This window comes from Jeongeupia sp. HS-3 (assembly GCF_015140455.1).
Taxonomy (GTDB): domain Bacteria; phylum Pseudomonadota; class Gammaproteobacteria; order Burkholderiales; family Chitinibacteraceae; genus Jeongeupia.
Genome location: NZ_AP024094.1, coordinates 2,608,747 through 2,631,715 on the forward strand (window position 1 = coordinate 2,608,747; position 22,969 = coordinate 2,631,715).

At 63.0% G+C, this 22,969-nt stretch carries 18 protein-coding genes and 1 tRNA gene; 15 read left to right on the forward strand and 4 right to left on the reverse strand.

What is annotated here, in order from left to right; genetic code table 11:
* Positions 1 to 17: 17 nt before the first annotated feature.
* The 5 genes from ctaD to JLC71_RS12485 are packed head-to-tail and all read left to right on the forward strand — an operon-like array spanning position 18 to position 3,300.
* Complete coding sequence (gene ctaD, locus JLC71_RS12470) at positions 18 to 1,661, forward strand: cytochrome c oxidase subunit I (RefSeq protein WP_200915789.1); 1,644 nt, start codon at positions 18 to 20, stop codon at positions 1,659 to 1,661.
* On the forward strand, positions 1,654 to 1,755 hold the full coding sequence (locus tag JLC71_RS16500; protein WP_236250882.1) for a cytochrome oxidase small assembly protein: 102 nt from the start codon (positions 1,654 to 1,656) through the stop codon (positions 1,753 to 1,755). The genes ctaD and JLC71_RS16500 overlap by 8 nt, the downstream gene beginning before the upstream one ends.
* Positions 1,752 to 2,252: a cytochrome c oxidase assembly protein gene (locus JLC71_RS12475; RefSeq protein ID WP_200915790.1), complete on the forward strand. Its 501-nt coding sequence runs from the start codon at positions 1,752 to 1,754 to the stop codon at positions 2,250 to 2,252. The genes JLC71_RS16500 and JLC71_RS12475 overlap by 4 nt, the downstream gene beginning before the upstream one ends.
* Positions 2,249 to 2,431, forward strand: a complete 183-nt coding sequence (locus JLC71_RS12480) for a DUF2970 domain-containing protein (RefSeq protein WP_200915791.1) — start codon at positions 2,249 to 2,251, stop codon at positions 2,429 to 2,431. The genes JLC71_RS12475 and JLC71_RS12480 overlap by 4 nt, the downstream gene beginning before the upstream one ends.
* Entirely contained in the window at positions 2,431 to 3,300 is an 870-nt protein-coding gene (locus JLC71_RS12485) for a cytochrome c oxidase subunit 3 (protein WP_200915792.1), read from the forward strand. Before JLC71_RS12480 ends, JLC71_RS12485 begins: the two co-directional genes overlap by 1 nt.
* A gap of 3 nt (positions 3,301 to 3,303) precedes the next feature.
* Here the strand turns inward: JLC71_RS12485 and JLC71_RS12490 are convergent, their stop codons facing one another.
* Positions 3,304 to 3,501, reverse strand: coding sequence for a DUF2909 domain-containing protein (locus JLC71_RS12490; RefSeq protein WP_200915793.1), 198 nt, complete (start codon positions 3,499 to 3,501; stop codon positions 3,304 to 3,306).
* Between JLC71_RS12490 and JLC71_RS12495 the strand changes: the two genes are divergently transcribed.
* Genes JLC71_RS12495 through cyoE form a run of 4 tightly spaced genes read left to right on the forward strand, consistent with a single transcriptional unit; the run spans position 3,500 to position 6,546 of the window.
* Complete coding sequence (locus JLC71_RS12495) at positions 3,500 to 4,186, forward strand: SURF1 family protein (RefSeq protein ID WP_200915794.1); 687 nt, start codon at positions 3,500 to 3,502, stop codon at positions 4,184 to 4,186. The genes JLC71_RS12490 and JLC71_RS12495 overlap by 2 nt on opposite strands.
* The gene (locus JLC71_RS12500; RefSeq protein ID WP_200915795.1) at positions 4,183 to 4,674 is read left to right on the forward strand and encodes a hypothetical protein; all 492 of its coding nucleotides are present in this window, start codon (positions 4,183 to 4,185) and stop codon (positions 4,672 to 4,674) included. The genes JLC71_RS12495 and JLC71_RS12500 overlap by 4 nt, the downstream gene beginning before the upstream one ends.
* Positions 4,659 to 5,675: a COX15/CtaA family protein gene (locus JLC71_RS12505; RefSeq protein ID WP_236250883.1), complete on the forward strand. Its 1,017-nt coding sequence runs from the start codon at positions 4,659 to 4,661 to the stop codon at positions 5,673 to 5,675. The genes JLC71_RS12500 and JLC71_RS12505 overlap by 16 nt, the downstream gene beginning before the upstream one ends.
* On the forward strand, positions 5,638 to 6,546 hold the full coding sequence (gene cyoE / locus JLC71_RS12510) for a heme o synthase (protein ID WP_200915796.1): 909 nt from the start codon (positions 5,638 to 5,640) through the stop codon (positions 6,544 to 6,546). Before JLC71_RS12505 ends, cyoE begins: the two co-directional genes overlap by 38 nt.
* Before the next feature lie 43 nt (positions 6,547 to 6,589).
* On the opposite strand, the gene JLC71_RS12515 is transcribed toward cyoE, so the two are convergent.
* Entirely contained in the window at positions 6,590 to 7,414 is an 825-nt protein-coding gene (locus tag JLC71_RS12515) for an undecaprenyl-diphosphate phosphatase (protein ID WP_200915797.1), read from the reverse strand.
* 310 nt (positions 7,415 to 7,724) lie between these two features.
* The gene (locus tag JLC71_RS12520; protein WP_200915798.1) at positions 7,725 to 8,177 is read right to left on the reverse strand and encodes a DciA family protein; all 453 of its coding nucleotides are present in this window, start codon (positions 8,175 to 8,177) and stop codon (positions 7,725 to 7,727) included.
* Positions 8,178 to 8,203: 26 nt separating this feature from the next.
* Between JLC71_RS12520 and JLC71_RS12525 the strand changes: the two genes are divergently transcribed.
* The 3 genes from JLC71_RS12525 to JLC71_RS12535 all read left to right on the forward strand — a co-directional run bounded on the left by JLC71_RS12525 (position 8,204) and on the right by JLC71_RS12535 (position 12,116).
* On the forward strand, positions 8,204 to 9,088 hold the full coding sequence (locus JLC71_RS12525) for a M23 family metallopeptidase (protein ID WP_200915799.1): 885 nt from the start codon (positions 8,204 to 8,206) through the stop codon (positions 9,086 to 9,088).
* A gap of 149 nt (positions 9,089 to 9,237) precedes the next feature.
* Positions 9,238 to 11,979: a preprotein translocase subunit SecA gene (gene secA, locus JLC71_RS12530; protein WP_200915800.1), complete on the forward strand. Its 2,742-nt coding sequence runs from the start codon at positions 9,238 to 9,240 to the stop codon at positions 11,977 to 11,979.
* 64 nt (positions 11,980 to 12,043) lie between these two features.
* Positions 12,044 to 12,116 (forward strand) — tRNA-Ala (locus tag JLC71_RS12535).
* 137 nt (positions 12,117 to 12,253) lie between these two features.
* Here the strand turns inward: JLC71_RS12535 and JLC71_RS12540 are convergent.
* A complete protein-coding gene (locus JLC71_RS12540) occupies positions 12,254 to 14,461 on the reverse strand; it encodes a cellulose biosynthesis cyclic di-GMP-binding regulatory protein BcsB (RefSeq protein ID WP_200915801.1) in 2,208 nt (735 codons plus the stop codon).
* Positions 14,462 to 14,935: 474 nt separating this feature from the next.
* On the opposite strand from JLC71_RS12540, the gene pyk reads away from it, so the two are divergent.
* From pyk to JLC71_RS12555, 3 genes are all read left to right on the forward strand, one after another.
* Entirely contained in the window at positions 14,936 to 16,366 is a 1,431-nt protein-coding gene (gene pyk / locus JLC71_RS12545; protein ID WP_200915802.1) for a pyruvate kinase, read from the forward strand.
* Positions 16,367 to 16,526: 160 nt separating this feature from the next.
* Positions 16,527 to 19,295 (forward strand): bifunctional glycoside hydrolase/polysaccharide deacetylase family protein, encoded by a 2,769-nt coding sequence (locus tag JLC71_RS12550; RefSeq protein WP_200915803.1) that lies wholly within the window; start codon positions 16,527 to 16,529, stop codon positions 19,293 to 19,295.
* Positions 19,264 to 22,932 carry a tetratricopeptide repeat protein gene (locus JLC71_RS12555; protein ID WP_200915804.1) on the forward strand — a complete coding sequence of 1,223 codons (3,669 nt, stop codon included), beginning with the start codon at positions 19,264 to 19,266 and terminating at the stop codon, positions 22,930 to 22,932. Before JLC71_RS12550 ends, JLC71_RS12555 begins: the two co-directional genes overlap by 32 nt.
* Positions 22,933 to 22,969 lie beyond the last annotated feature (37 nt).

Consider the following 22,969-nt stretch of genomic DNA (forward strand, 5'->3'; position numbering starts at 1 on the left):
ATGCGACGGAGATCCACATGACCGCCTCGACCGAAACCCTGCACCTGCAGCATGCGGATCACCAGGCGCACGCCGGGGCCGAAGGCTGGCGGCGCTGGCTATGCGCGACCAACCACAAGGATATCGGCACGCTGTATCTGTGGTTCTCGTTCACGATGTTCGTGCTCGGTGGCGTCATGGCGCTGGGTATCCGTGCCGAGCTGTTCAAGCCGGGGCTGCAATTCTGGCAACCGGAGCTCTTCAACCAGCTGACGACACTGCACGGCATCATCATGGTGTTCGGCGCGATCATGCCGGCGTTTACCGGTTTGGCGAACTGGATGTTGCCGCTGATGCTAGGCGCGCCCGACATGGCATTCGCGCGGATGAACAACTGGAGCTTCTGGTTGCTGCCGCCCGCGGCGGCACTACTGGTCATCTCGCTGTTCGTCCCGGGCGGTGCGCCCGCTGGCGGCTGGACGCTGTATCCACCGCTGTCGATCCAGGCCGGCATGGGCATGGATCTGGCGATCTTCGCCATTCACCTGCTGGGCCTGTCGTCGATCATGGGTTCGATCAACATCGTCACCACGGTGCTGAACATGCGCGCACCGGGGATGACGCTGCTGAAAATGCCCATGTTCGCGTGGACCTCGCTGGTTACCGCCTACCTGTTGATCGCAGTGGCACCGGTGCTCGCCGGTGCGGTCACCATGCTGCTGACCGACCGTCATTTCGGTACGAATTTCTTCAAGGCCGCCGGCGGCGGTGATCCGGTGCTGTTCCAGCACATCTTCTGGTTTTTCGGCCATCCCGAGGTCTACATCATGGCGCTGCCGGCGTTCGGCATCGTCAGCCAGATCCTGCCGACCTTCTCCCGCAAGCCGCTGTTCGGTTATGTGTCCATGGTCTACGCGGTGTGCTCGATCGCCATCCTGTCATTCATGGTCTGGGCTCACCACATGTTCGCGGTCGGGCTGCCGGCAACGGCACAATTGTTCTTCATGTTCATGACCATGCTGATCGCGGTGCCGACCGGCGTGAAGGTGTTCAACTGGATCGCGACGATGTGGGAAGGCGAAATGAGCTTCGAAACGCCGATGCTGTTCGCGATCGGCTTCGTCTGCCTGTTTACCGTTGGCGGCTTCTCCGGCCTGGTGTTGTCGATCGCACCGATCGACATCCAGATGACCGACACCTATTACGTCGTCGCCCACTTCCACTACGTGCTCGTCGCCGGCGCGCTGTTCAGCCTCTTCGGCGCAACCTATTACTGGCTGCCGAAGTGGAGCGGCTATATGTACAACGAAAGGCTCGGCAAACTGCACTTCTGGTGGTCGATGATCTGGTTCAACGTCACCTTTTTCCCAATGCATTTTCTCGGTCTTGCCGGCATGCCGCGACGGATTCCGGATTACCCGCTGCAGTTCACCGACTTCAACAGCGTCGCCAGCATCGGCGCCTTCTGTTTCGGCCTTGGTCAGCTGCTGTTTCTCTACAACGTGATCAGCACCATTCGTGGCGGCGTCGGCAAGGCACCGGCCAAGCCGTGGGAGGGCGCGCATACCCTGGAATGGGAAGTCGCCTCGCCGGCACCACACCACACCTGGGAAAGCCCGCCGGACGAAGCGCTGGTGAAAAAGGGCCTGCGCGCTCAATCACTGGAACACGATCATGAGTAGGAACACCCGCACCGCACTGCTGCTTGCCGCGGTCGCGCTGGCATTCTTCATTGCCGTGATCATCCGCCAAGTCATGTACGGGTTGCCGGGATGAACGCCGTCGCACAGGGCAATCGGCGCATCGCCATCCGGCTGGGCCTGGTCGCGGCGCTCATGTTCAGCTTCGGCTATGTGTTGGTGCCGTTTTACGACGTGCTATGCAAAGCACTCGGCCTCGATCAGGCCCGCCCCGAGTTTGCCACCGCAACGGCCACCGCCCTGCGGCTGGAGTTCGACACCAATGTCGCGGCTGGCCTGCCAGTGACAATCGAAACCCTCGACCGCGTCGTGGCGGCCAAGGCTGGCGGTATCGTCAAGGCACGGTTCCGGATTGCCAACACCAGTGGTGAGGCGCTGACGATACGCGCGATTCCGAGCTTCGCGCCCGTGCGCGCGGCCGGGCTGCTGCAAAAGCTCGAATGCTTCTGTTTCGATGCGCTCAAGCTCGCTGCCCACGAAACACGCGATGTCACCGTGGTGCTAGTGGTGGCGCAAACGCTGCCGGAAGAACTCGGCGCGGCCACGCTTTCCTACACACTGCAACCCGCATGAAGGCGGCAATCAAGGCGGTACTGGCCGGCTTCTTCGGCGTACGGAGCAGAAAAATGGCCGAATCGGCCAAGCTTAAACCGGGGGCCGTGATCGCAACCGCGCTCATCGTCGCGCTGGTGATGATCCTGTTGATCCTGCTGCTGGTTCGCGTGCTGGTGGCAAGCCAAGGAGGTGGATGATGAACGTCGAACACGGAGTTCACGACGCGCACTACTTTGTACCCGCGCCGTCACGCTGGCCCATCGTCGGTTCGCTGGCGCTGTTCCTGATGGCACTGGGCGCCGCGTTCTGGATCAACAAGGTACCCGGCGGCAACTGGTCGTTGCTGGCCGGTACGCTGGTGCTGATCTGGATGCTGTTCGGCTGGTTTGGCGACGTGATCCGCGAATCGCAAGCCCATTCCTACGGCCTCCAGGTCGATCACTCGTTCCGCTGGGGGATGAGCTGGTTCATTTTTTCCGAGGTGATGTTCTTTGCCGCGTTTTTTGGTGCGCTGTTCTATACCCGGATGATTTCAGTGCCGGAGCTCGGCTTTTTCTCAAGTACCCACGAGCTGCTCTGGCCTGGCTTTGCCGCCAATTGGCCCGCAGCGACGGCTCCCAGGCTCGACGCGCCCTATCAAGTCATGGGCGCGCTCGGTATCCCGGCGATCAACACCGCCATCCTGCTCAGCTCTGGTGTGACGCTGACCTGGGCGCACTGGGGCATGGTTGAAAACCGCCGCACCCATCTCAAGCTCGGCCTCGCACTCACGGTGCTCCTTGGCGTGATTTTTCTCTTCTTACAGGCTTACGAGTACCACCACGCCTGGGAGAACATGGGGCTGACACTCGCATCCGGCGCCTACGGTGCGACGTTCTACATGCTGACCGGCTTTCACGGCATGCATGTGCTGGTTGGCACCATCATGCTGGCAACGATGCTCATCCGGGTGTTGCGCGGCCATTTCAGCGTGCAGCACCACTTCGGTTTCGAAGCCGCTGCTTGGTACTGGCACTTTGTCGACGTCGTCTGGTTGCTGCTGTTCGTACTCGTCTACTGGCTGTAGCGATTACACCCCGTTCGGCTGCCACCACCCCAGGTAAAAACCAAGTAGCAGCATGACAAACAACGCCACCGACAAGGCAACCCGCAGTGTCAGCGAGCGCACCAGTTTCGGCGATCCGGCCGGACCGCGAACCAGTTGCAGCATGGCGCGGCCGAGCACCAGCACGATGACGAGCAATAAGGCGATGACGACGAGCTTCATGGGTTCCCCTGCACTGGCAACGATACAGCCTGACACTAGCATAGGTCGGCGCCGCACGGCGTTGCTCGGACTGGGCACGCTGGTGTTGCTGACCTTCGTACTCGGCGCATGGCAATGCCAGCGTGGCCTTGCCAAGCTGCGTCTTGCCGCAGCAGCAAGCAGCGCCCACCAACAACCGCTCCGAAACTGGGACGGTGGCACACTGCCAGCGCCAGGCCAGCGGCTACGCCTGGACGGCAACTGGTTGCCGGCTCTCACCCTGCTGATCACGCCACGCTCACGCCAAGGCCAAAGTGGTGCCGAGGTCGTCACGCCATTTCGCTTGCATAACGGTTCGCTGCTGCTGATCAACCGTGGCTGGCTTGCCGCCGGCAAAGCACTACCGCCCTTGCCGGCGGTGCAGCCCACGGTCGAGATGGCCGCCTGGCCACGCTTCATCACCCTCGGACCCACACCGCCCGAAGCCAATCGTTTCCAGCATGTCGACCCAGCCGCCTTTGCCCGCTGGGCCAACGCGTCACTCCCGGTCGCCTATGCTTATGCGCTCAACGCCGACGGCCTCATCGTCGACGTACCGCACGCCTATCTCAATGCCGATCGCCATTTTGCCTACATGGCCAGCTGGTGGGGTATGACACTCGCCGGCGCGCTGCTGTGGTGGCGCTTTCGCAGAGGTACACGATGAATCGTCAACAATACGGTCGCAGGGTACTGATCGCGCTCTTCGCGCTCGCCGCCTTGCCGATTGCAGCCGCACAGTTCGCTTATGACTACTTGCGTCCGGACGGCGGGCAAAGCTTCGGTGAACTGATCGCCCAACCCGTCGCCACTCATGCATCCCGCTGGCGGCTCGCGGCGGTCGGTGCCGACAATTGCGGTGCGCAGACGCAGGCGCTGCTGTTCTCGGCCGGGCAACTGCAGCGTGCGCAGGGCGAAGCCTCACGCCGTCTGGTCGCCACAACGACAGCGCCTTGCACATCGGCCGCAGTGCTCGCGACACACCCTCTGCTCGCGGCACCCGGCCTGTACCTGATCGATCCGAGCGGCAACGCAGTGCTGCGCTACCGCCCCGACCAGCTCGCCGACGATGCCGGACGCCGACGGGCGCTGCAGGAGATCGGCAAGCTGCTGAAACAGAACCGCAGGCTTGGCGACACATGGCAAAACACCTGAATATGGCGCGCTGGCTGTTGTTGTTGACGCTGATCTGGACACTGGTGCTGGTGATGCTCGGCGCCTGGGTGCGGCTATCCGACGCCGGTCTCGGCTGCCCGGACTGGCCCGGTTGCTATGGCCGCATCACCCCACCCGAGGCCGCACACGACATCGCTCATGCCGAGCGGGCTTTCGGTGGCGAGGTCGATCCGTCCAAGGGCTGGAAGGAAATGATCCACCGCTACGCCGTCGGCGGTTATGGCGTGCTGATGCTACTGGCTTGCGCAGCCTTATGGCGGCAACGCCACCGCGATGCCATCCCCGCCTTGCTGATCCTTGCGCCCTTGGTGGTGCTGGTGTTTCAGGCCCTGCTTGGCATGTGGACGGTCACGCTGAAACTGATGCCCATCGTTGTCACCGCCCACTTGCTCGGCGGGATGAGTCTGATCGCGCTGCTCTCGGCACTGGCAGTCCGCAGCCGGCCAGCCGCCGGCTTGTCTCATGCCGGGCTGGCCCCGCTCGCCGCCACGGCGCTGCTGCTGTGCTTTGCCCAGATCGCGCTCGGCGGCTGGGTTTCCAGCAACTATGCCGCGCTGGCCTGTAACGGTTTCCCGGCCTGCCAGGGTGGCCTCGCGCCGCCAGCAGGGCTGGCCGAGGCGCTACGGCCGGATCGCGCACTAGGCCTGAGCGCCGATGGCGTCCCACTCACCATCACCCATCTGGCCGCCATCCATTGGCTGCACCGGCTGGGCGCGTTGCTGCTGCTCGTCGTCGTCGGGCTGACCGCGTGGCGCGCCCGGAGAATTGCCCCGCGGCACGCCGCGTTACTGGCGCTGTCGCTGGTCATCCAGATCGGCCTCGGTATCGCCAATGTCTTGCTATCGCTGCCGCTGCCGCTGGCCGTGCTTCACAACGGCGGTGCGGCCTTGCTGCTTATGGTCATCACTACGCTACTCGTTCGCTGCCGTCAGGAGATCCGCCATGCTGAGCCGCTCGCTCACCTTTCCTTCGCTCGCTGATTTCTGGCAACTCGGCAAACCGCGCGTCGTTGCACTGATCGTGTTCTGCGCCGCCGTCGGCTGCCTGATGGCGGTACCGCCATTGGCAGACTGGCCGCGACTCTTGATGGCGCTGATCGGTATCGGCCTCGTCGCCATGGGTGCGGCAGCGGCAAATTGCCTGTTTGAACAGGATAGAGACGCGGTGATGCGCCGTACTGCGGCAAGGCCATTGGTACGCGGCAGTGTGGGCAGCATTGAAGCCGCCCTCTACGCCACCGTGCTGACTCTCGGCGGCCTCGGCTTGTTACTGTTGTTCGCCAACCCGCTGGCAACTGGACTGACGCTGGCGACCTTCTTCGGTTACGCCGTCGTTTATACCCGCTGGCTCAAGCCGGCGACGCCACAAAACATCGTCATCGGCGGTGCGGCCGGCGCGATGCCGCCGGTGCTCGGCTGGGCGGCGGTGAGTGGCACGATTCCGGCCGAAGCGGCGGTACTGTTTCTGATCATCTACACCTGGACGCCGCCGCACTTCTGGGCGCTGGCGCTGTACCGGCGCGACGATTACGCCCGCGCCGGCCTGCCCATGTTGCCGGTCACCCACGGCCAAGCCTTCACCCGCTTATCCATCCTGCTGTACGCACTGATGCTGGCAGCCGTTGCGTTGCTGCCATTTGTCATCCGCCTCTCCGGCTGGTTCTATCTTGCCGCAGCGCTGTGGCTCAATGGCGGCTTTGTTCAACGCGCATGGCGGCTGTATCGCGACGGCGATCTCGCCAGCGACGAGCAGGCGCGCGGGCTGTTCCGCTTCTCGATCGCCTATCTGACCTGGCTGTTTGCCGCGCTGCTGGCCGACCGCTTATTGCAATGGGTACTGACGCTGGTTTGAACGTAAAAAAGCGCCCATTCGGGCGCTTTTTTACTCCGGTCAATCAAATCGACCAGTCGACAATACCGGTATACGCGGTCAGCAACACCAATAGGCCGAACGCAATCCGGTACCACGCGAAAACGATAAAGGTATGCGTGGAGATAAAGCGTAGCAGCGCCCGTACCGCGATAAACGCAAAAATGAAGGAGGCAACAAAGCCGACTGCGAAGACGCCAATGTCAGCGCTATCCAGCGCGTGGCGGAATTTCAGCAGACTGTAGATCGACGCGGCGCCCAGGGTCGGGATACCGAGAAAAAACGAAAACTCGGTCGCGGCCTTGCGCGACAGCCCGAGAAACAAGCCGCCGATAATCGTCGCGCCGGAACGGCTCGTGCCGGGGATCAGCGCCAGGCACTGCGCTAGGCCCACCAGCAGCGCATCCTTGAGACTGAGCTCATCCACCGTCTGGATGCGGATCTTGTGCTGGCGTTTTTCGGCCCAGAGGATGATCAAACCGCCAACGATAAACGCCGTCGCCACCGGGATCGGCGCGAACAGATGAATCTTGATGGTTTTGTTGAGCAGCAGCCCGATGATCGCAGCCGGAATAAAGCCGATCACCACCGCCAGCGCCAGATTGCGCGCGGCGCCGGGGCGAACCGCGCCACTCAACGTCGTGCTGATTTTGGTCCGGTATTCCCACACCACCGCGAGCATCGCGCCGAGCTGGATAAAGATTTCGTAAACGTCGCGTTTGTCTTTGGAAAGAAAGTTGAGCAGATCGCCCGTCAGAATCAGGTGGCCGGTACTCGAGATCGGCAGGAACTCGGTAATCCCCTCAACAGCGCCCATGATCAGCGATTTGAGCAACAGAACGATATCCATGATGCGGTAATGCCCTTGTATACGGGTCAGCAAGAGCGCGCATTATAGCCATCAGACCGTGACCCGCGGGTTAAGCGCGGCAGCGCGCGACGCTGGCCATTCGTCGGTAACGAACAATATTGCCGCCCGCCAGGGAACTCAAGGCCACGCTGCTACTCTCATCACCTATGCGATGGTCGTCTAGCGACGGCGCGCATTTTGCTCATCTCCTCCCTATATCGGGCGCCGCGACCAAGGCGCCCGTTTTTTTTGCCTGGCGAGGCTGGAAAGCGCTTGTCACGGCCGCTGCGTGCAAAAAGAGTCCGGCGCCTTACGACTTCTTCCCCATCCTGCGATGCTGGTGCGCCACCAGCGCCGTGACCGCATCCTTGAGCGGCCCGGCTTCAAGCGAATCGGCCAGTTGCTCGAACGCGGTGCACGCCGATGCCGAGAAGCGCAAGTCCTTGTTGACTCTGGATTTTTCCTGCTGCATCGCAACTTGCACCCGTGGACGGATTGCGCTAGCTTGCCATCCCGCAGCACTCAATGCGTCACGCAACTGCGGTGCCGCGACGCGCAGGCGCGCGGCGGCGGCGGAAGAGCGCACGCCAACCAGCAGGGTTTCACCCGGCCCCCAGGCAACCGAGACACATGATGACGCCAGTTCCGGCGGCACATGGCGCCTGACTGCCTCAAGCAGGTGATTGAGCTCGCTGATCCTGGCTGCCAACCGCAACAGCTCGCGATCCTTGCCGATAAAGCCCGAGTGGCCGAACAAAGACATACCGCATTCCGGATTTCAGGGGACACATGAATATTATTCTGGTTTCCAGCCGCTTCGCGAGAACGATTTCGCTGGGGCCGGTGACGCTGGCGTTATCACTGCTCGCTTTGCTTGGCCTCGGCCTCGCCGGCGGTGCCGGGATTGCCACGCTCGCGCGCGGCGAACGCATTGAGCCGCGCTGGTCGCTGGTCAAGCCGGCTCGCGCCGATATTGACGCGCTGGCGGTACGTCTGGGCGAGTTGCAGGCCAAGCTGATCCGGCTCGACGGGCTAGCCAAACAAGTGGGCAACCGCACCGGTATTGATGTTGCACCATTTCTGACCGACCAGCCCGCGCCACGCGGTGGTCTGGCCCGGACAGGCCATGCGCTCGATGCCGGCGAATTCACCCGCCTGCTGGGCGCCAGCGATGATCGTGCCGATGCCTACCTCGACCAGTTCTCGCTGGCGCAGCTTCGCCTCGCTTCGCCGGAACGCAATACCCTGCCTACGCGCGCGCCAATGCAAAGCGGCCTGCAGTCGTCGAGCTTCGGCTGGCGGCTCGATCCGTTCACCGGGCGACAAACTTTCCACGAAGGCATCGACTTCGTCGGCCCAATCGGCACGCCTGTCCATGCGGCCGCGGCCGGCACGGTCACCTATGCGGCGGCCCATCCCCAATATGGTAATATGATCGAGCTTGATCACGGCTATGGCCTGACCAGTCGCTATGCCCATGCCAGTCGCCTGCTGGTGCAGCCGGGCGAGCAGGTTTCAGCGGGTCAAACGGTTGCACTGTTGGGCAGTACCGGCCGCTCTACCGGTCCCCATCTGCATTTTGAGATCCGCTACAAACAAATTGCACAGAATCCCTTGCGTTTTGTCAGTAACGCCCAAAATTCAATCGCAAGTAGTACCGTATCCAGCAACTAGGGATGGATAAACTGCGGCATCGTCCCCACAATCTGGCGATGCCTTAAACGATGCAGACGGCGGATGGGGTAACCTGTCCGCCGTTCTCGTAATGAAATCACGCTCGCGTGCGCCGCAAGGCTCGCAGCGGGTCAGCTGGTAGCAGGAAAATGATCTCCACATTGTTGAAAAAAGTCTTTGGTAGCCGTAACGATCGCCTGTTGAAACAGGATGGCGTGATCGTCAGGCAGATTAACGCGCTCGAACCGCAGATCCAGACGCTGTCGGATGACGCGCTGCGGGCCAAGACCGAAGAATTCAAGCAACGCTACCAGAACGGCGAAAAGCTCGACGCACTGCTGCCCGAAGCCTTTGCCGTCTGCCGCGAAGGCGCCAAGCGCAGCTTGGGCATGCGCCATTTCGATGTGCAGCTGATCGGCGGCCTGACGCTGCATCAGGGCAAGATCGCCGAAATGCGTACCGGTGAAGGCAAGACGCTGGTTGCCACGCTGCCGGCCTATTTGAATGCGATCACCGGCGAGGGTGTTCACGTCATCACCGTCAACGATTATCTGGCGCAACGCGACGCCGGCGTCATGGGTCAGCTGTTCAACTTCCTCGGCATGTCCTGCGGCGTCAACCTCGGCCAAATGCCGCACGATGCCAAGCAAGAGGCCTATGCCTGCGACATCACCTACGGCACCAACAACGAATTCGGCTTTGATTACCTGCGCGACAATATGGTGTTCTCGCCCGGTGAGCGCGTGCAGCGCAAGCTCGCCTACGCCATCGTCGATGAAGTTGATTCGATCCTGATCGACGAAGCGCGCACGCCACTGATCATTTCCGGCCCGGCCGACGACAGCATCGACATGTATATGGCGATGAACACCGTGCCGCCGCAACTGGTCCGCCAAGCCGACGAAGAATCCGAGGGTGACTTCTGGGTCGACGAAAAGGCCAATTCGGTACTGCTGTCCGAAGCCGGCCACGAAAAGGTCGAGCAGATCCTCACCGATATGGGCCTGCTGCCCGAGGGCGACAGCCTGTACGCAGCAGCGCACATCAGCCTGATGCATCATTTGTACGCCGCTCTGCGCGCGCATACGCTGTTCCATCTCGACCAGCATTACGTCGTACTCGATGGCGAAATCATCATCGTCGACGAATTCACCGGTCGGCTGATGTCGGGCCGCCGCTGGTCCGAAGGTCTGCATCAGGCCGTCGAGGCCAAGGAAGGCGTCGAAATCCAGCAGGAAAACCAGACGCTGGCGACGATCACGCTGCAGAACTACTTCCGCATGTACGGCAAGCTCTCCGGCATGACCGGCACGGCCGACACCGAAGCCTACGAATTCCAGCAGATCTACGGTCTTGAAACCGTGATCATCCCGACCAACCGGCCGATGATTCGGGATGACCGTCTGGATCAGGTCTACAAGACCGCCGACGAAAAACACAACGCCATCATCGCCGACATCAAGGACTGCGTATCGCGCGGTCAGCCGGCGCTGGTCGGCACCACCTCGATCGAACAATCCGAGCTGCTGGCCGGCATCCTGACCAAGGATGGCATCCCGCATAACGTGCTCAACGCCAAGCAACACGCCCGTGAGGCCGACATCGTCGCCCAGGCCGGTTCTGCCGGCGTCGTGACCATCGCCACGAATATGGCCGGCCGCGGTACCGACATCGTGCTCGGCGGCAATATCGAACGCGAAATCAAGGCGATCGAACACGACGAAGCACTCGATGAGGCGACCAAGGCAGCGAACATCGCCGCACTGAAGGCCGAGTGGCAACTACGTCACGACGCCGTGCTGGCCGCTGGCGGTCTGCATATCATCGGCTCCGAACGGCACGAATCGCGCCGGATCGACAACCAGCTGCGCGGCCGTGCCGGCCGCCAGGGCGACCCGGGCTCAAGTCGTTTCTATCTCTGCCTGGAAGACCCGTTGCTGCGCATTTTCGCCGGCGACCGCGTCGCGATGGTGATGGAACGGCTGAAGATGCCCGAAGGCGAACCGATCGAAGCCGGCATCGTCTCGCGCGCGATCGAATCGGCGCAGCGCAAGGTCGAAGGTCGCAACTACGACATCCGCAAGCAATTGCTTGAATACGATGATGTGTCGAACGAGCAGCGCAAGGCGATCTACACCCAGCGCAACGAGCTGCTCGAATCCAGCGATATTTCGGCAACGATCGCCGCGATGCGCGACAGTTTCTTCGACGACCTCGTCGCCCAGTACATTCCGCATCAGGCGATGGAAGAGCAGTGGGATATCGGCGGGCTGGAAAAAGCGCTGACCGAGTACGGTTTGTCGGCGCCGGTAGGCGACTGGCTCAAAGCCGACAGCAAACTCGACGACACGGGTGTTAAGGAGCGCGTACAGGAACTCGCCCGCAGCACCTACGACGCCAAGGTCATTGAAGCCGGCGGCGATACCTTCCGCCAGTTCGAACGTTCGGTGTTGCTGCAGCATCTGGATCAGAACTGGCGCGAACACCTGTCGGGCCTTGATCATCTGCGTCAGGGCATCCATCTGCGCGGCTACGCCCAGAAGAACCCGAAGCAAGAATACAAGCGCGAAGCGTTCGAGCTGTTCTCGGAGCTGCTGGCGCGGATCAAGCGCGATGTGGTGCAGATCATCATGAACGTCGAAGTGCGCAGCCAGGCCGATGTCGACGCGGTTGCGCCGCACGCGGTGCCGGAATCGGCGCTGCAGTTCCAGCACGCCGATATCGAAGCACTGCTGGCCAGCGGCAACGACGAGCAGATCAAGGCGGCGATTGCGGCCCTCTCGGCCCAGTCCGGTGCGGGCGATATCCGCTTTGCCGGCGTCAACCGCAACGACGCTTGCCCTTGCGGTTCGGGCAAGAAGTTCAAGCACTGCCACGGCCAGCTTTCCTGAGCCACACCACTGCCGGGCACGCTTGACGCGGCCCGGCGCGCTTGGCTAATCTGGTTCTGCACTTGGGCCGATAGCTCAGCTGGGAGAGCGCCGCGTTCGCAATGCGGAGGTCGTGAGTTCGATCCTCATTCGGTCCACGGAAACACCAATGGCCAGACACCCTGTCTGGCCATTTTCTTTGCCCGTGCCCGCCTGGTCGAGGGCACGGGGGCCGATCGCTCCGCAGCGGCAGCAAACGCCATACCGTCGTAACGACAGTATGGCGTCAGCGGTATCACCCCTGTTTCACGGTTTTCCGGCGCAGTCGCCTGATCAGCGCAATGATCAGCAGCACCGCGACGCCGCCCAGAATCAGTCGCCACGTCAGCGACAGCTTCTCCCACAGCGCCTTGGGACCGCTTGCAGTTGCCCCGTCCAGCTCGGCGCCTTGCCGGCTGCCGGTTTGCAGGATAGGACCATCGTTGCCAAGCACGGCGACATCACCCCGGGTAAAGCGGAACGCCTGGCGGTACACCGGTGCATCCTTGCCCACACTGCGGTACACGACCCCCATCTGGCCATTCACTTCGGCGACTTCGGCAACGGCCAGCTGATTCAGCGTGGCGAGATCCAGCAGCGGCTTTTTGTCATCGTCATTGATGATCAGGCGGCCGTTGTCGACCGAAGTGAGCGCGGTGCCTTGGCCGACGGGCACATCCAGTGCGAGAAAAGGAGTATCGATACGCGGCGCCTGACCGGCCGGCACGACCTGCAGTTGCGCTTGCGCCAGCGGGAAACCCGCCGCATCGGCGATACGAATCAAGCGCTTGAGCTGCGCCGGTGCGTCGCCAAGCCAGGCGGCCGGCACGATCACCTCGTGCTTTGCGCCGAATGCCGCGGCAACGCCAATGAAATCGGCCGTCAAACTGCCCTTGGCCAGACGGATATAACTGCCCGGCAAGATGCTGACCGGGTAGCTCGTGGCCGGATCATGGCAGTGCACGCGGGAGGGCTGGCGCAGGAAGCTGATCTTGAGCTCGTTTCTGGATGCCAGCAGCCGGTTGGGAATATCGGCACGCAGCCACTGTGGCTTGCCGTCCGCGTTCATCCTGGTCGATCCGATCAGATAATCGTTGAAGAACACCGAAGCCACCGGCGCTTCGCCGGCCAGGTTGGGCGCCGCAGCCAGCTTGAAGGCCACTTCAGCCGGCAGCTGTCCGTTTGCGGCGACCGCCCCCAGATCAAAACCGATGCTGCGATCGCTACGCGCCAGCACGTCCAGCGTGCCGGCCATCACGCCAAACTGGCTCAGCGCGACCGTGTTGGCCAGTCGTGCCGGCTCCGAAGCGGCACGCACAGTCACCCCCTGGCTCAGCGCTACGCTGCGCCACTGGCTCGTAAAGAGACTGGCCGCCTGCGCACCGGCGGCCTCATCGACCGCAATGACCCGGTTGCCACCCAGCGTCACCAGCCGGGTCGGCGCGCCCTGCGCCAATAGCGCCGAGGCGTCCTGCTTCAACCAGTCCGCGTAAACCGGCACCGCATCGGGCGCAGCGGCTTGCACCTGCTGACCCAGCGCATTCAGCGCGGCCTGCAGCCGCGCGACGAATGCGGCATCACGGATCAGGACGTCGGCGGCAAGCGGTCCGTTCTGCCCGAGGGCAATCAGCGCGCCCAGTTCCGCCTCATTGCCCAAGCGGTAAGCTGGACCGCCGCTGGCCAGCGCGGCAAAGGCCGGCACACTGCGCAAGCCTTCCGGTACCGATACGCCACTCAAATCGACCGCATCACCAATGGCCGGCAAGGCCTTGATCGTCACCCGCTTGCCCGCCTGTTCCAGCGCCAGCCCCATACGCCAGGCGGCATCAAACGCAGGTACTTTCAGCGAACGCTGGCTAACCAGCAGTACCGGCGCAACCGGCATTGCGGTCCAGGCCATGGCGAGATTGCGGATATCGCGAGGATCAAAACTGTAGCTCAGCACCGACGTCGGCGCGATGCGCAGGATATTGCCCGGCGCCCGCTGATCGGCGCATTCAAGATCCGACAATACCGATGACCAGGACACGCCCAAATGTACGAATCCGCTATTGCGCGCCAGCCCGGTCAGCGCCAGTTGCTGCGAAGCGTCGCCACGGTCCTCGGTAATCCGGTTCGATACCAGTGGCTCACCATCAACCGAAAACTGCAACAGCGTGCGGCCGCCGTTGCCGCGCAGGTAATTCGCGCTCAGCTGCAAGCTCGCATCCCTGATCGGTACCGCGGCCGGAACCGGCAGGTACAGATCACGCTGGCTGTCTCCGCTGAGAATGAGCGGCGAGGTAATGCCGAGGCCGCTCAAACTGATTCGCCGTGTCACCGTTGCATTGTTGCGCCAGTGGCTGAATTGTTCGGCAACGGCGCTGGCGGCATGAGCCGGCGCCAAGGCCGGGCCGCCGATGGCACCCAGCGAAAAGATCCCGGCCGCGGTCAGGCCAGCGAAATGAAATTTGAATGGCGCCATGATGATGAGCCTAGATGGTTTGTGGGAATCCGGAGCAAGCGCTCACTGCAACCGCCTCGCATAACGGGAGTCCCCTGGCCACGCCGATGATCTGCGCAGCGGCCTTTAGCACACAGCGACAATGCCCATGACCGGCATTCGCTGAGCCGGGACGGACTTACCGAGCAACCGGATGCATTTGAAAGCCCTTATAGCCTACAAAGTAATCCCGCAAAAAGCATCAGGCAAACGCCCTTAATAATTACCCGATTTGAGTAAAAAACGGGGATTGCATCGTCAGCAAAATCGCCATATGGCGCTCTTTGGAATGGCCTGCGCCACAGCATGAGCACGGGGCCAAAAACGACAGTCACATATGTCAGATCAAAGCACTGTGCCCGCGACGCTGGTAGCCTTTGCCGCAGTCTGGCCGAATGCACGCCCGCCAGAGGCAGTGCTCGAGCCGATTGCCCGATGATGACAAGGAGTTATGCCATGCCCCGCGGTACAAAAATCGTCGCCACCCTCGGCCCCGCCTCGACCGATCTGGCCGTCCTCGAACAACTGCTCAAGGCCGGCGTCAACACCGTGCGCCTGAACTTCTCGCACGGCACCGCCCAGGATCACACCGACCGCGCCAATACCGTGCGCGCGATCGCCGACCGCCTCGGCGTGCCGGTCGCCGTGCTCGCCGACCTGCAAGGCCCGAAGATTCGCGTCGGCAAGTTCGAGAAGAACAAGATCGAACTCAAGAAGGGCGGGCGTTTCATCCTCGACGCCGCCTGCGAGCTGGGCAACCAGGAGCGCGTGGGTCTGGATTACAAGGAACTGCCCAACGACGTCGAAACCGGCGCCATCCTCTTGCTCGACGACGGCAAGATCCAGCTCGAAGTGCTCGAAGTGCGCGGCACCGAGGTCTACACCACCGTCTTGGTCGGCGGCACCTTGTCGAACAACAAGGGCATCAACCGCAAGGGCGGCGGCCTGACCGCGCCGGCGCTGACCGCCAAGGACATGGAAGACATCAAGACCGCCGCCGCACTGAAGGCCGACTACATCGCGGTGTCCTTCCCGAAGAGCGCCGCCGACATGTACATGGCGCGCACGCTGCTGCGCGCCGCCGGCGGCACCGGCGGGCTGATCGCCAAGATCGAACGCACCGAAGCCATCACCAACCTCGACGAAATCCTCGACGCCTCCGACGGCATCATGGTCGCGCGGGGCGATCTGGCGGTTGAAGTCGGCGACGCCACGGTGCCGGCGCTGCAGAAAATGATGATCAAGCGCGCCCGTGCCAAGCGCAAGCTGACGATCACCGCGACGCAGATGATGGAATCGATGATCTCCAGCCCGGTGCCGACCCGTGCCGAAGTGTCCGACTGCGCCAACGCGGTGCTCGACGGCACCGACGCGGTGATGCTGTCGGCCGAATCGGCCGCCGGCAAGTATCCGGTCGAGGCGGTCGAGGCGATGGTGCGCACCTGCATCGAGGCCGAGCGTTCGGGCGAATGCCGCGTCGACAGCGAGCTGAACAGCGCAACGCAGTTCGACCGCGTCGACCAGACCGTCGCGATGGCCGCGCTCTATGCCAGTCGCCACCTGCCGCTGAAAGCGATTGTCGCGCTGACCCATTCGGGCACCTCGGCGCTGTGGCTGTCGCGTTACAACAACCACATCCCGATCTACACGTTCACGCTTGAGCTGGATACCTACCGCAAGCTGGCGCTATATCGCCATGTGCAGCCGATGCTGATCCCCGCAGCAGTCGGTCAGGATCGCGAAGCGCAACTGGCGCATGCACAACTGGCGTTGCTGCAAGCCAAGGTCGTTGCACCGCGAGACCGGGTTGCGCTGACTTTCGGCTCTCAGCGTGGCGGTATCAACGGCGCAGATAGCCTTCGCATCATCGAGGTAAGCGGCAAATAAAGCAGGAGATAGATTACAAGATGTAACAATATTTACTGTCTCACCTTGTAATGCAAAGGAAGGTTTGCTTAGCTTCAGCATGGCAAATGGGCAGCGATGTCCAACAAGCCCAGTCTTATGAATAGCGACAATTTTATAAATTACCCGCGTTCAAGGTGCCATGCTTCGTCCTTCCTGCACCTATCGTGTCAGCTGCAACCCTCGTCAGTGGCTAGCCGTGTTTCTCGGTTGGCTGCTGTCTGCAGTCAGCTGCGCCGCGCCGCTTCAGCCCAGCGTCGCCTTCTACTACGGCGATGCGCCGCCACTTGACGCCCTCGCCACCTTTGACTGGGTGGTCGTCGAACCCAGCAAGCTGCCGACGCCTCCGGGCCGCGGCGCAACACACTGGTTTGCCTATGTCAGCCTCGGCGAAATCAGCGCCGACCGACCCTATGCCAAGGCACTGCCCGCTAACTGGGTACTCGGCAAGAATGCCGCCTGGGGCGGCGTCATCGTCGATCAGAGCCAGGCCGACTGGCCAAAATTCGTTGTCGACAAGATGGTCACGCCACTCTGGCAGCAGGGCTATCGTGGCCTGTTTCTCGATACGCTCGACTCCTGGGTCGACCTTGCCAAGGGGCCGGCAGCGCAGCAAGCGCAGGCCGACGGACTGGTTCGGGTCATCAAGGCCATCAAGGCCCGCCACCCCGACATCCGCCTGATCGCCAACCGGGGCTTCGAGGTCATGCCGCGCATCCATGGCGACCTGAGCGCCGTGGCCTTCGAATCGCTGTATCAGGGCTGGAACGAAGCCAGGAAGCAGTACCGCAGCGTGAGCGAAGCGGATCGAAGCTGGCTGAAGCAGCAGCTCAAGCCCATCGTCAACGATTACCGACTGCCGGTGATTGCCATCGACTACGTGGCGCCGGGCCAACGCACCGAGGCACGTCGTGTTGCCGGGCAGATTCGTAAAGACGGTTTCATTCCCTGGGTTACCGATCCCTACCTCAACACGCTCGGCGTTGGCCTGCGCGAGGTCGAGCCGCGCAAAGTACTGTTTCTCTACGACGGCCAGCGCTTCCCGACACCGATGCGCTCCGATCTGCTGGCGCTGCTGACACCGCTCAACTACCTCGGACTGACGCCGGAATTCGTCGATATACACGGCCCCCTGCCTGGCGGCGCCTTGACTGGCCGTTATGCCGGTATCGTCAGCTGGCTGGATGGCGTGATGCTCCCTGCCGCCGCGCAAGGCTGGCTGCGCCGGGCCATCGACGATGGCTTGCCTTGGGTCACTTTTGCCGGCCTTGGCGTTGAAACCCGCGGTGAATGGGCCCGGCGCCTGGGGCTGATCGACGATGGCAAGCCCGAAGTACCGGCGCGCAAGATCGTGGCGCAATCGCCGCTTTACGGCTTCGAGATTGCCCCGCGCCCCCAGCGTGACGGCTTTCGTGGGCTCACCCTCAAGCAGGGAGAGCCGCTGCTCAGCCTGGCCGACGCCAATGGCCGACGCTTCGATGCCGCGGCAATTACGCCTTGGGGCGGCTACGCGCTCGATCCGTATTTCCGCAGCGAGATGCCCGATCACAGCAATCGCTGGCAACTGGATCCGGTGACCTTCTTCCAGCGTGCACTACGCTTGCCGCCCGGGCCCATTGCCGATGTCACCACCGAAAATGGCCGCCGGGTATTCCTGATGCATCTGGACGGCGATGGCTTCGTATCGCGAGCCGAAATGCCGGGCCGAGCATTCGCGGGCGAAGTGATGCTCAAGGAAGTGCTGAAAAAATACGGACTACCGGCGACCGTGTCAGTGATCGAGGGCGAAATCAGCCCGAGTGGCTTGCACCCAAAGGATTCGGCTGCAGCCGAGGCCATTGCCCGGCAGATTTTTGCGTTGCCGAATGTCGAAATCGCCAGCCATTCCTACTCGCACCCATTCGAATGGGCCAAGGCCGGCACCGATCCGGCCGACGACACCAGCGGTAACTACCACCTTGAAATACCCGGCTATACCTTCGACCTGAAGCGCGAAATCGCCGGCTCGATCGATTACACCAACCACCGGCTCGCGCCACCAGGCAAGCGGACCAAGGTGTTCCTCTGGACCGGTGACTGCAAGCCCATGCCCGATGCCGTAGCGCAGACCCGCCAGGCCGGTGTGCTCAATATGAATGGTGGGGATACTGTCATCACCAAGCGCCTGCCCTCAATGACGGCCATTGCACCGGTCGGCCTGCCCTTTGGTGGCGAGCTGCAGATCTTTGCGCCAAACCAGAACGAAAACGTTTACACCAATGACTGGACCGGGCCGTTCTATGGCTACCGCCGCGTGCTCGAAACCTTTGAGCTCACCGACGGGGTACGGCGCTTCAAGCCGATCAACGTCTATCTGCATTTCTACGCCGCATCCAAGCGCGCCTCGCTTGATGCCGTGCAGCAAGTGATTGCCTGGACATTGCGCCAGCCGATCAATCCGCTATACGCCTCGCAATATATCGAACGCGCCAACGCATTTTTTTCCGCCACCATCGCACGCGACGACAAAGGCTTTGCCATTCACGCCGGCGCGCTACGCACGGTGCGGATTCCGGCGGAACTCGGCTACCCCGACCTTGCCGCCAGCCGCAACATCGCCGGCTTCAGCGAGCACGGCAACGAGCGTTACGTGCACCTGGCGGACGACAACGCTTATCTCGCACTGCAAGCCAGCGCGCCCACCCAGCCCTATCTCGCCGATGCCAGCGGCGTACTGAAAAAGTGGCAAGCCGGGCCGGACAAGCTCAGCTTTACCCTTGATTCCACCCGCCCGCTGACCTTCGCCTTGGCCAACGCCGCGCGTTGCAGCGTGCGTGCCGACGATGTCGTCCTCAGCCCGCGAAACGAGGCTACCCTGCAACGCTATTCCCTGAGCCGCCATGCCGCCCAGATCGATATCAGCTGCCGTTGAGCCGCCAGCGCGCGCACGCCTCGTCGCCCCCTGGGCGATGATCGTGCTGATCGCGGTCACGGCGGGCGGCCTCTATCTGTTGCGCACCAACGACTCGGCGCTGGGCAAGCTTGCCGCAAGGCGCGGCAACGATGCGGTATCGGTCGACTATTTGCGCGCACTGCTACAAACACATCCTCAGGACGATCAGGTGCGCCGGGCCCTGTTTGACGGCTATATGCTGCAGCAGCGCTATAGCGATGCCGAGGCCCTGCTGCCCGCCTGGGAACGCAGCAGCGCCCTTGAGCACCGACGTGAAAGCCGGCAAAAACATCTCGCCATTGCCGAAGCCCGCACCACAGCACTCCCGCCGGGGCCGATGCGCGATACCAATCTGGCGCAGCTGCGCATCCTGCTGGGCCAAATCGCCGAGGACGCGCAGCCGGGCGAAACCGACGGGCTGATTGACAAGCTGCGCCGCTATGCACCGGAGCGGCTACCGGCCCTGTACCAGAGGCTGGCCGTACAGGATCAGGCGCGTGCGCCGTACTGGCATGAGTCGGCGGCCCGCTTCGCCCTCGCCCACAGTCGTTATCGCGATGCGGCAACAAGCTATTTCGCCGCACAGGCGGCAAGCCGGTCGCCGGACAACCGCAAACGCTTTTTTCTGGCCGGCGTAGCCGCGTTGCGATCGGGCAATCTGCTCGCCGAAGCGCTGGCGGCGGCCGATACCCACGGCGCCGAGCTGCTGGGGGATCGCGACGTGCTGCTCACGCTCACGCGGTTGGCGCGCGCCGCCGGCGACAGCAACGCCGCCGACAAATACGCCAGACGACTGGTGCGGATGGCCTGGCTGGATGCCCAAGCGGCAAGGCTACTGCTGACCGCCCCCGGCGCCCTGCCGCCGGCGGCCTGGCGAGGCATGACGCCGGTACGGGTCAGTACCGCCCCCAATGCCGCGTTCGACGCCGAATCCTTCCAGCTGGCATTCGATGTCTTCGTTGCCAACCGCAAGCTCGACGATGCCCTCGCCGTTGCCACCGCAGCGCTGAAGGCCCTGCCCGACGACAAGGGCTGGCTCAAGCGCTATGCGCAGGTGGCCGAATGGAGCGGCCATCCGCAGGAGGCGCTGACCGCGTGGCGCAAGCTGGCAACCCGTGCCGATGATCAGGATGCCTGGCAAGCCATTTTTCGCCTCGCTCCCGGCCTGCTCGACGATGAAGCGCTGTTGCTGGCCAAGGAGCGCGAAGCGCGCCGGCGCCCGCTGTCCGGGCCCGAGCTTGATCAACTGAGCTCGCTGTACGAGCGCTTGGCGCGTCCCGAAGCCGGCATCCGCTTTCTTGAGGCGCAGTTTCAAACCCGTCCCGAGCCTGGCCTGCTCGAACGCGCCGCCCTTTTGCGCCAACGCAGCGGCGATGATGCCGGCGCGATCGGCAACTACCAAACGCTGCTGGCCCGTTTCGGCCAGCGGGTGAGCTGGGCCAGAACGCTCGCCGCACTGCGTTACAGCCGTGGCGATGTCGAAGGTGCTTATCGTGCATTGGCCGACGCCCGCAGCGTCGCCACCGATGCCGACGGCGACTACTGGCGCCTGCTCGGCGATCTGGCATGGCAACTACAGCACGATGATGTCGCACGCCAGGCTTACCAGCACCTTCCGGGCGCGGCGCAATGGCAAGCGGTCGATGCCAGCCGGCTGCTGGCTCTGCTGCCCGAGAACGATGTCACCGCACGCCGGGCCGTGGCCGAAACCGCATGGCTGCGCTTCAACGATCCACGTTATCTGAACCAGATCCTGGCGATTGATCTGGACCGGGACGATCGCGAAGCGATCCGGCTGCGGCTGGCCGGATTGACCGCCGCCCAGCGCAAAAAACTGGGAACGGATACCGATTTTCTGCTCCTCCGGGCTCGTTACAGCCAGCAAGGCAAGCAGTTCGCGGCGGCACGCGCCGATTACAACGCAGCGCTGGCGCTCAACCCGGCACTGGCCAGCGCGCACGTGGGTCTGGTCTGGCTGCTGATCGAGCAAGCCGATGCCAATGCGCTGGCTGGCCTGCTGCCCCGACTGGAACCCGCCGCGGCAAATGATCCGGTGCTGGCCGAAGCAGTCGCAGCCGGTTGGCAAGCGCTGGGGAAAATCAATCAGGCGCTGGCATGGCAGCGCCGCTTGCTGCCGGGGCGCGAGAACGATTTCGTCTGGCTGCTGAACTACGCCGACCTGACCGAACAGGCCGGCAACCCCGATCTGGCATGGCGGATTCGCCGTCATGCCCTGCAACGCCGTCCGGCCAGACCCGAGGGCAATCTCGACACCCTGCTGGCCGCGTTGCGCACGACACTGATGTTCGAACGGCCGGATGCCGCCGAGCGCACGCTGTTTGCCGCGCTGCTCGCCCAAGCGCCCGCCAGCCGCCAGGACGCGGCGGTCGACGAACTCGCCTACACCTGGCTGGCCAGCCGCGATGACGATGCCCGCGCGCGCTACTGGTACTGGCGCCGACATGCCCGCAAGCTAGCCGATCCTCATTATCTGCTTCGGCAAAGCGCCCTGCTGCGTGGCGACGAAGCCGCCATTGCACAGGCCCTCGAACGCGACGGCATCGCCACCCAACCCGCCGACGCAACACTGCTGGCGAAGGCTGCCGGACAGAAATCGCTGACAAGTTCGCTGGCGCACGCCTCCGCCGAAGGCGCGCCCGACAACGATGGCCTGCATCTGGCGCTCGAAACCGAGCTGATCATGGACAGGCCAAACCGTATCACCGTGCAGGTCGACCGGCTGCTGCAGGATACGCTCAAGGGCACGCGCACCATCGTCGGCACACGGCTTGCGCTGACGCCGACGTTGCGAGTGACCATGCAGCTCGCCGAAACGCCCTATACCTATTCGCCCAGCGGCTATCGCCAGAACAACGGGCTGCTGGTGCTGACGCTGTCCGACATCGGCGGAGCGGAAAGCAATGCCGGCGATGCACGCTGGTCGATCTCGTTGCTGCAGCGGCGAGCATGGGAAGACAACACTGGCGCCATGCTGCACTGGGCCGACCGCATCGGCGGCATCGACTGGCTGGCCGAGGCGGCACTCAACGAACCGACCGACGACACCGTCGGGCTGACGCTGCTCGGCCGCCAGGATCGGCTCTCCTTCGGCGCCGGCTACCGGCTGCGCAACAATCTTTCGGCACAACTGCGCGCCAATCTGGCCCGTTACGCACTGCAGGACGGCACCCGGCTCGGCGACAAGCGGGAGCTGCTCGCCAATATCAGCTGGCGCTTTGCCGGGCTGATCTCGGCCGAGCTGATGTCGCAAACCATGTGGACCAATGCGCGCGATGTCGTGCTGCACACACCGGAAGACTTTGCACCGGGCCAGAACATCAGTGCCGGCACGCTGTTACCCGAGCATTTCCAGCGCACCACGCTGGGCCTGGGCTACGACATCGAGGCCGCGACGATGCCGCGTCGCAGCTGGAATCCGTACGGGCTGATGACGGTTGGCTACCAGACGCTCAGCGGCATCGAGTACGGCTGGCTGCTTGGCGTCGGCGGCAGCGTCTTCGGCGGCGACCGGATGTCGATCTACGCCCAGCGCGGCAACACCGATCGTGGCGACACGAGCCTGTATCTGGGCATGTATTACCAATGGTTGTTTTGATTCCCGACGCAACACACCAAACAATGACGAGGACCAT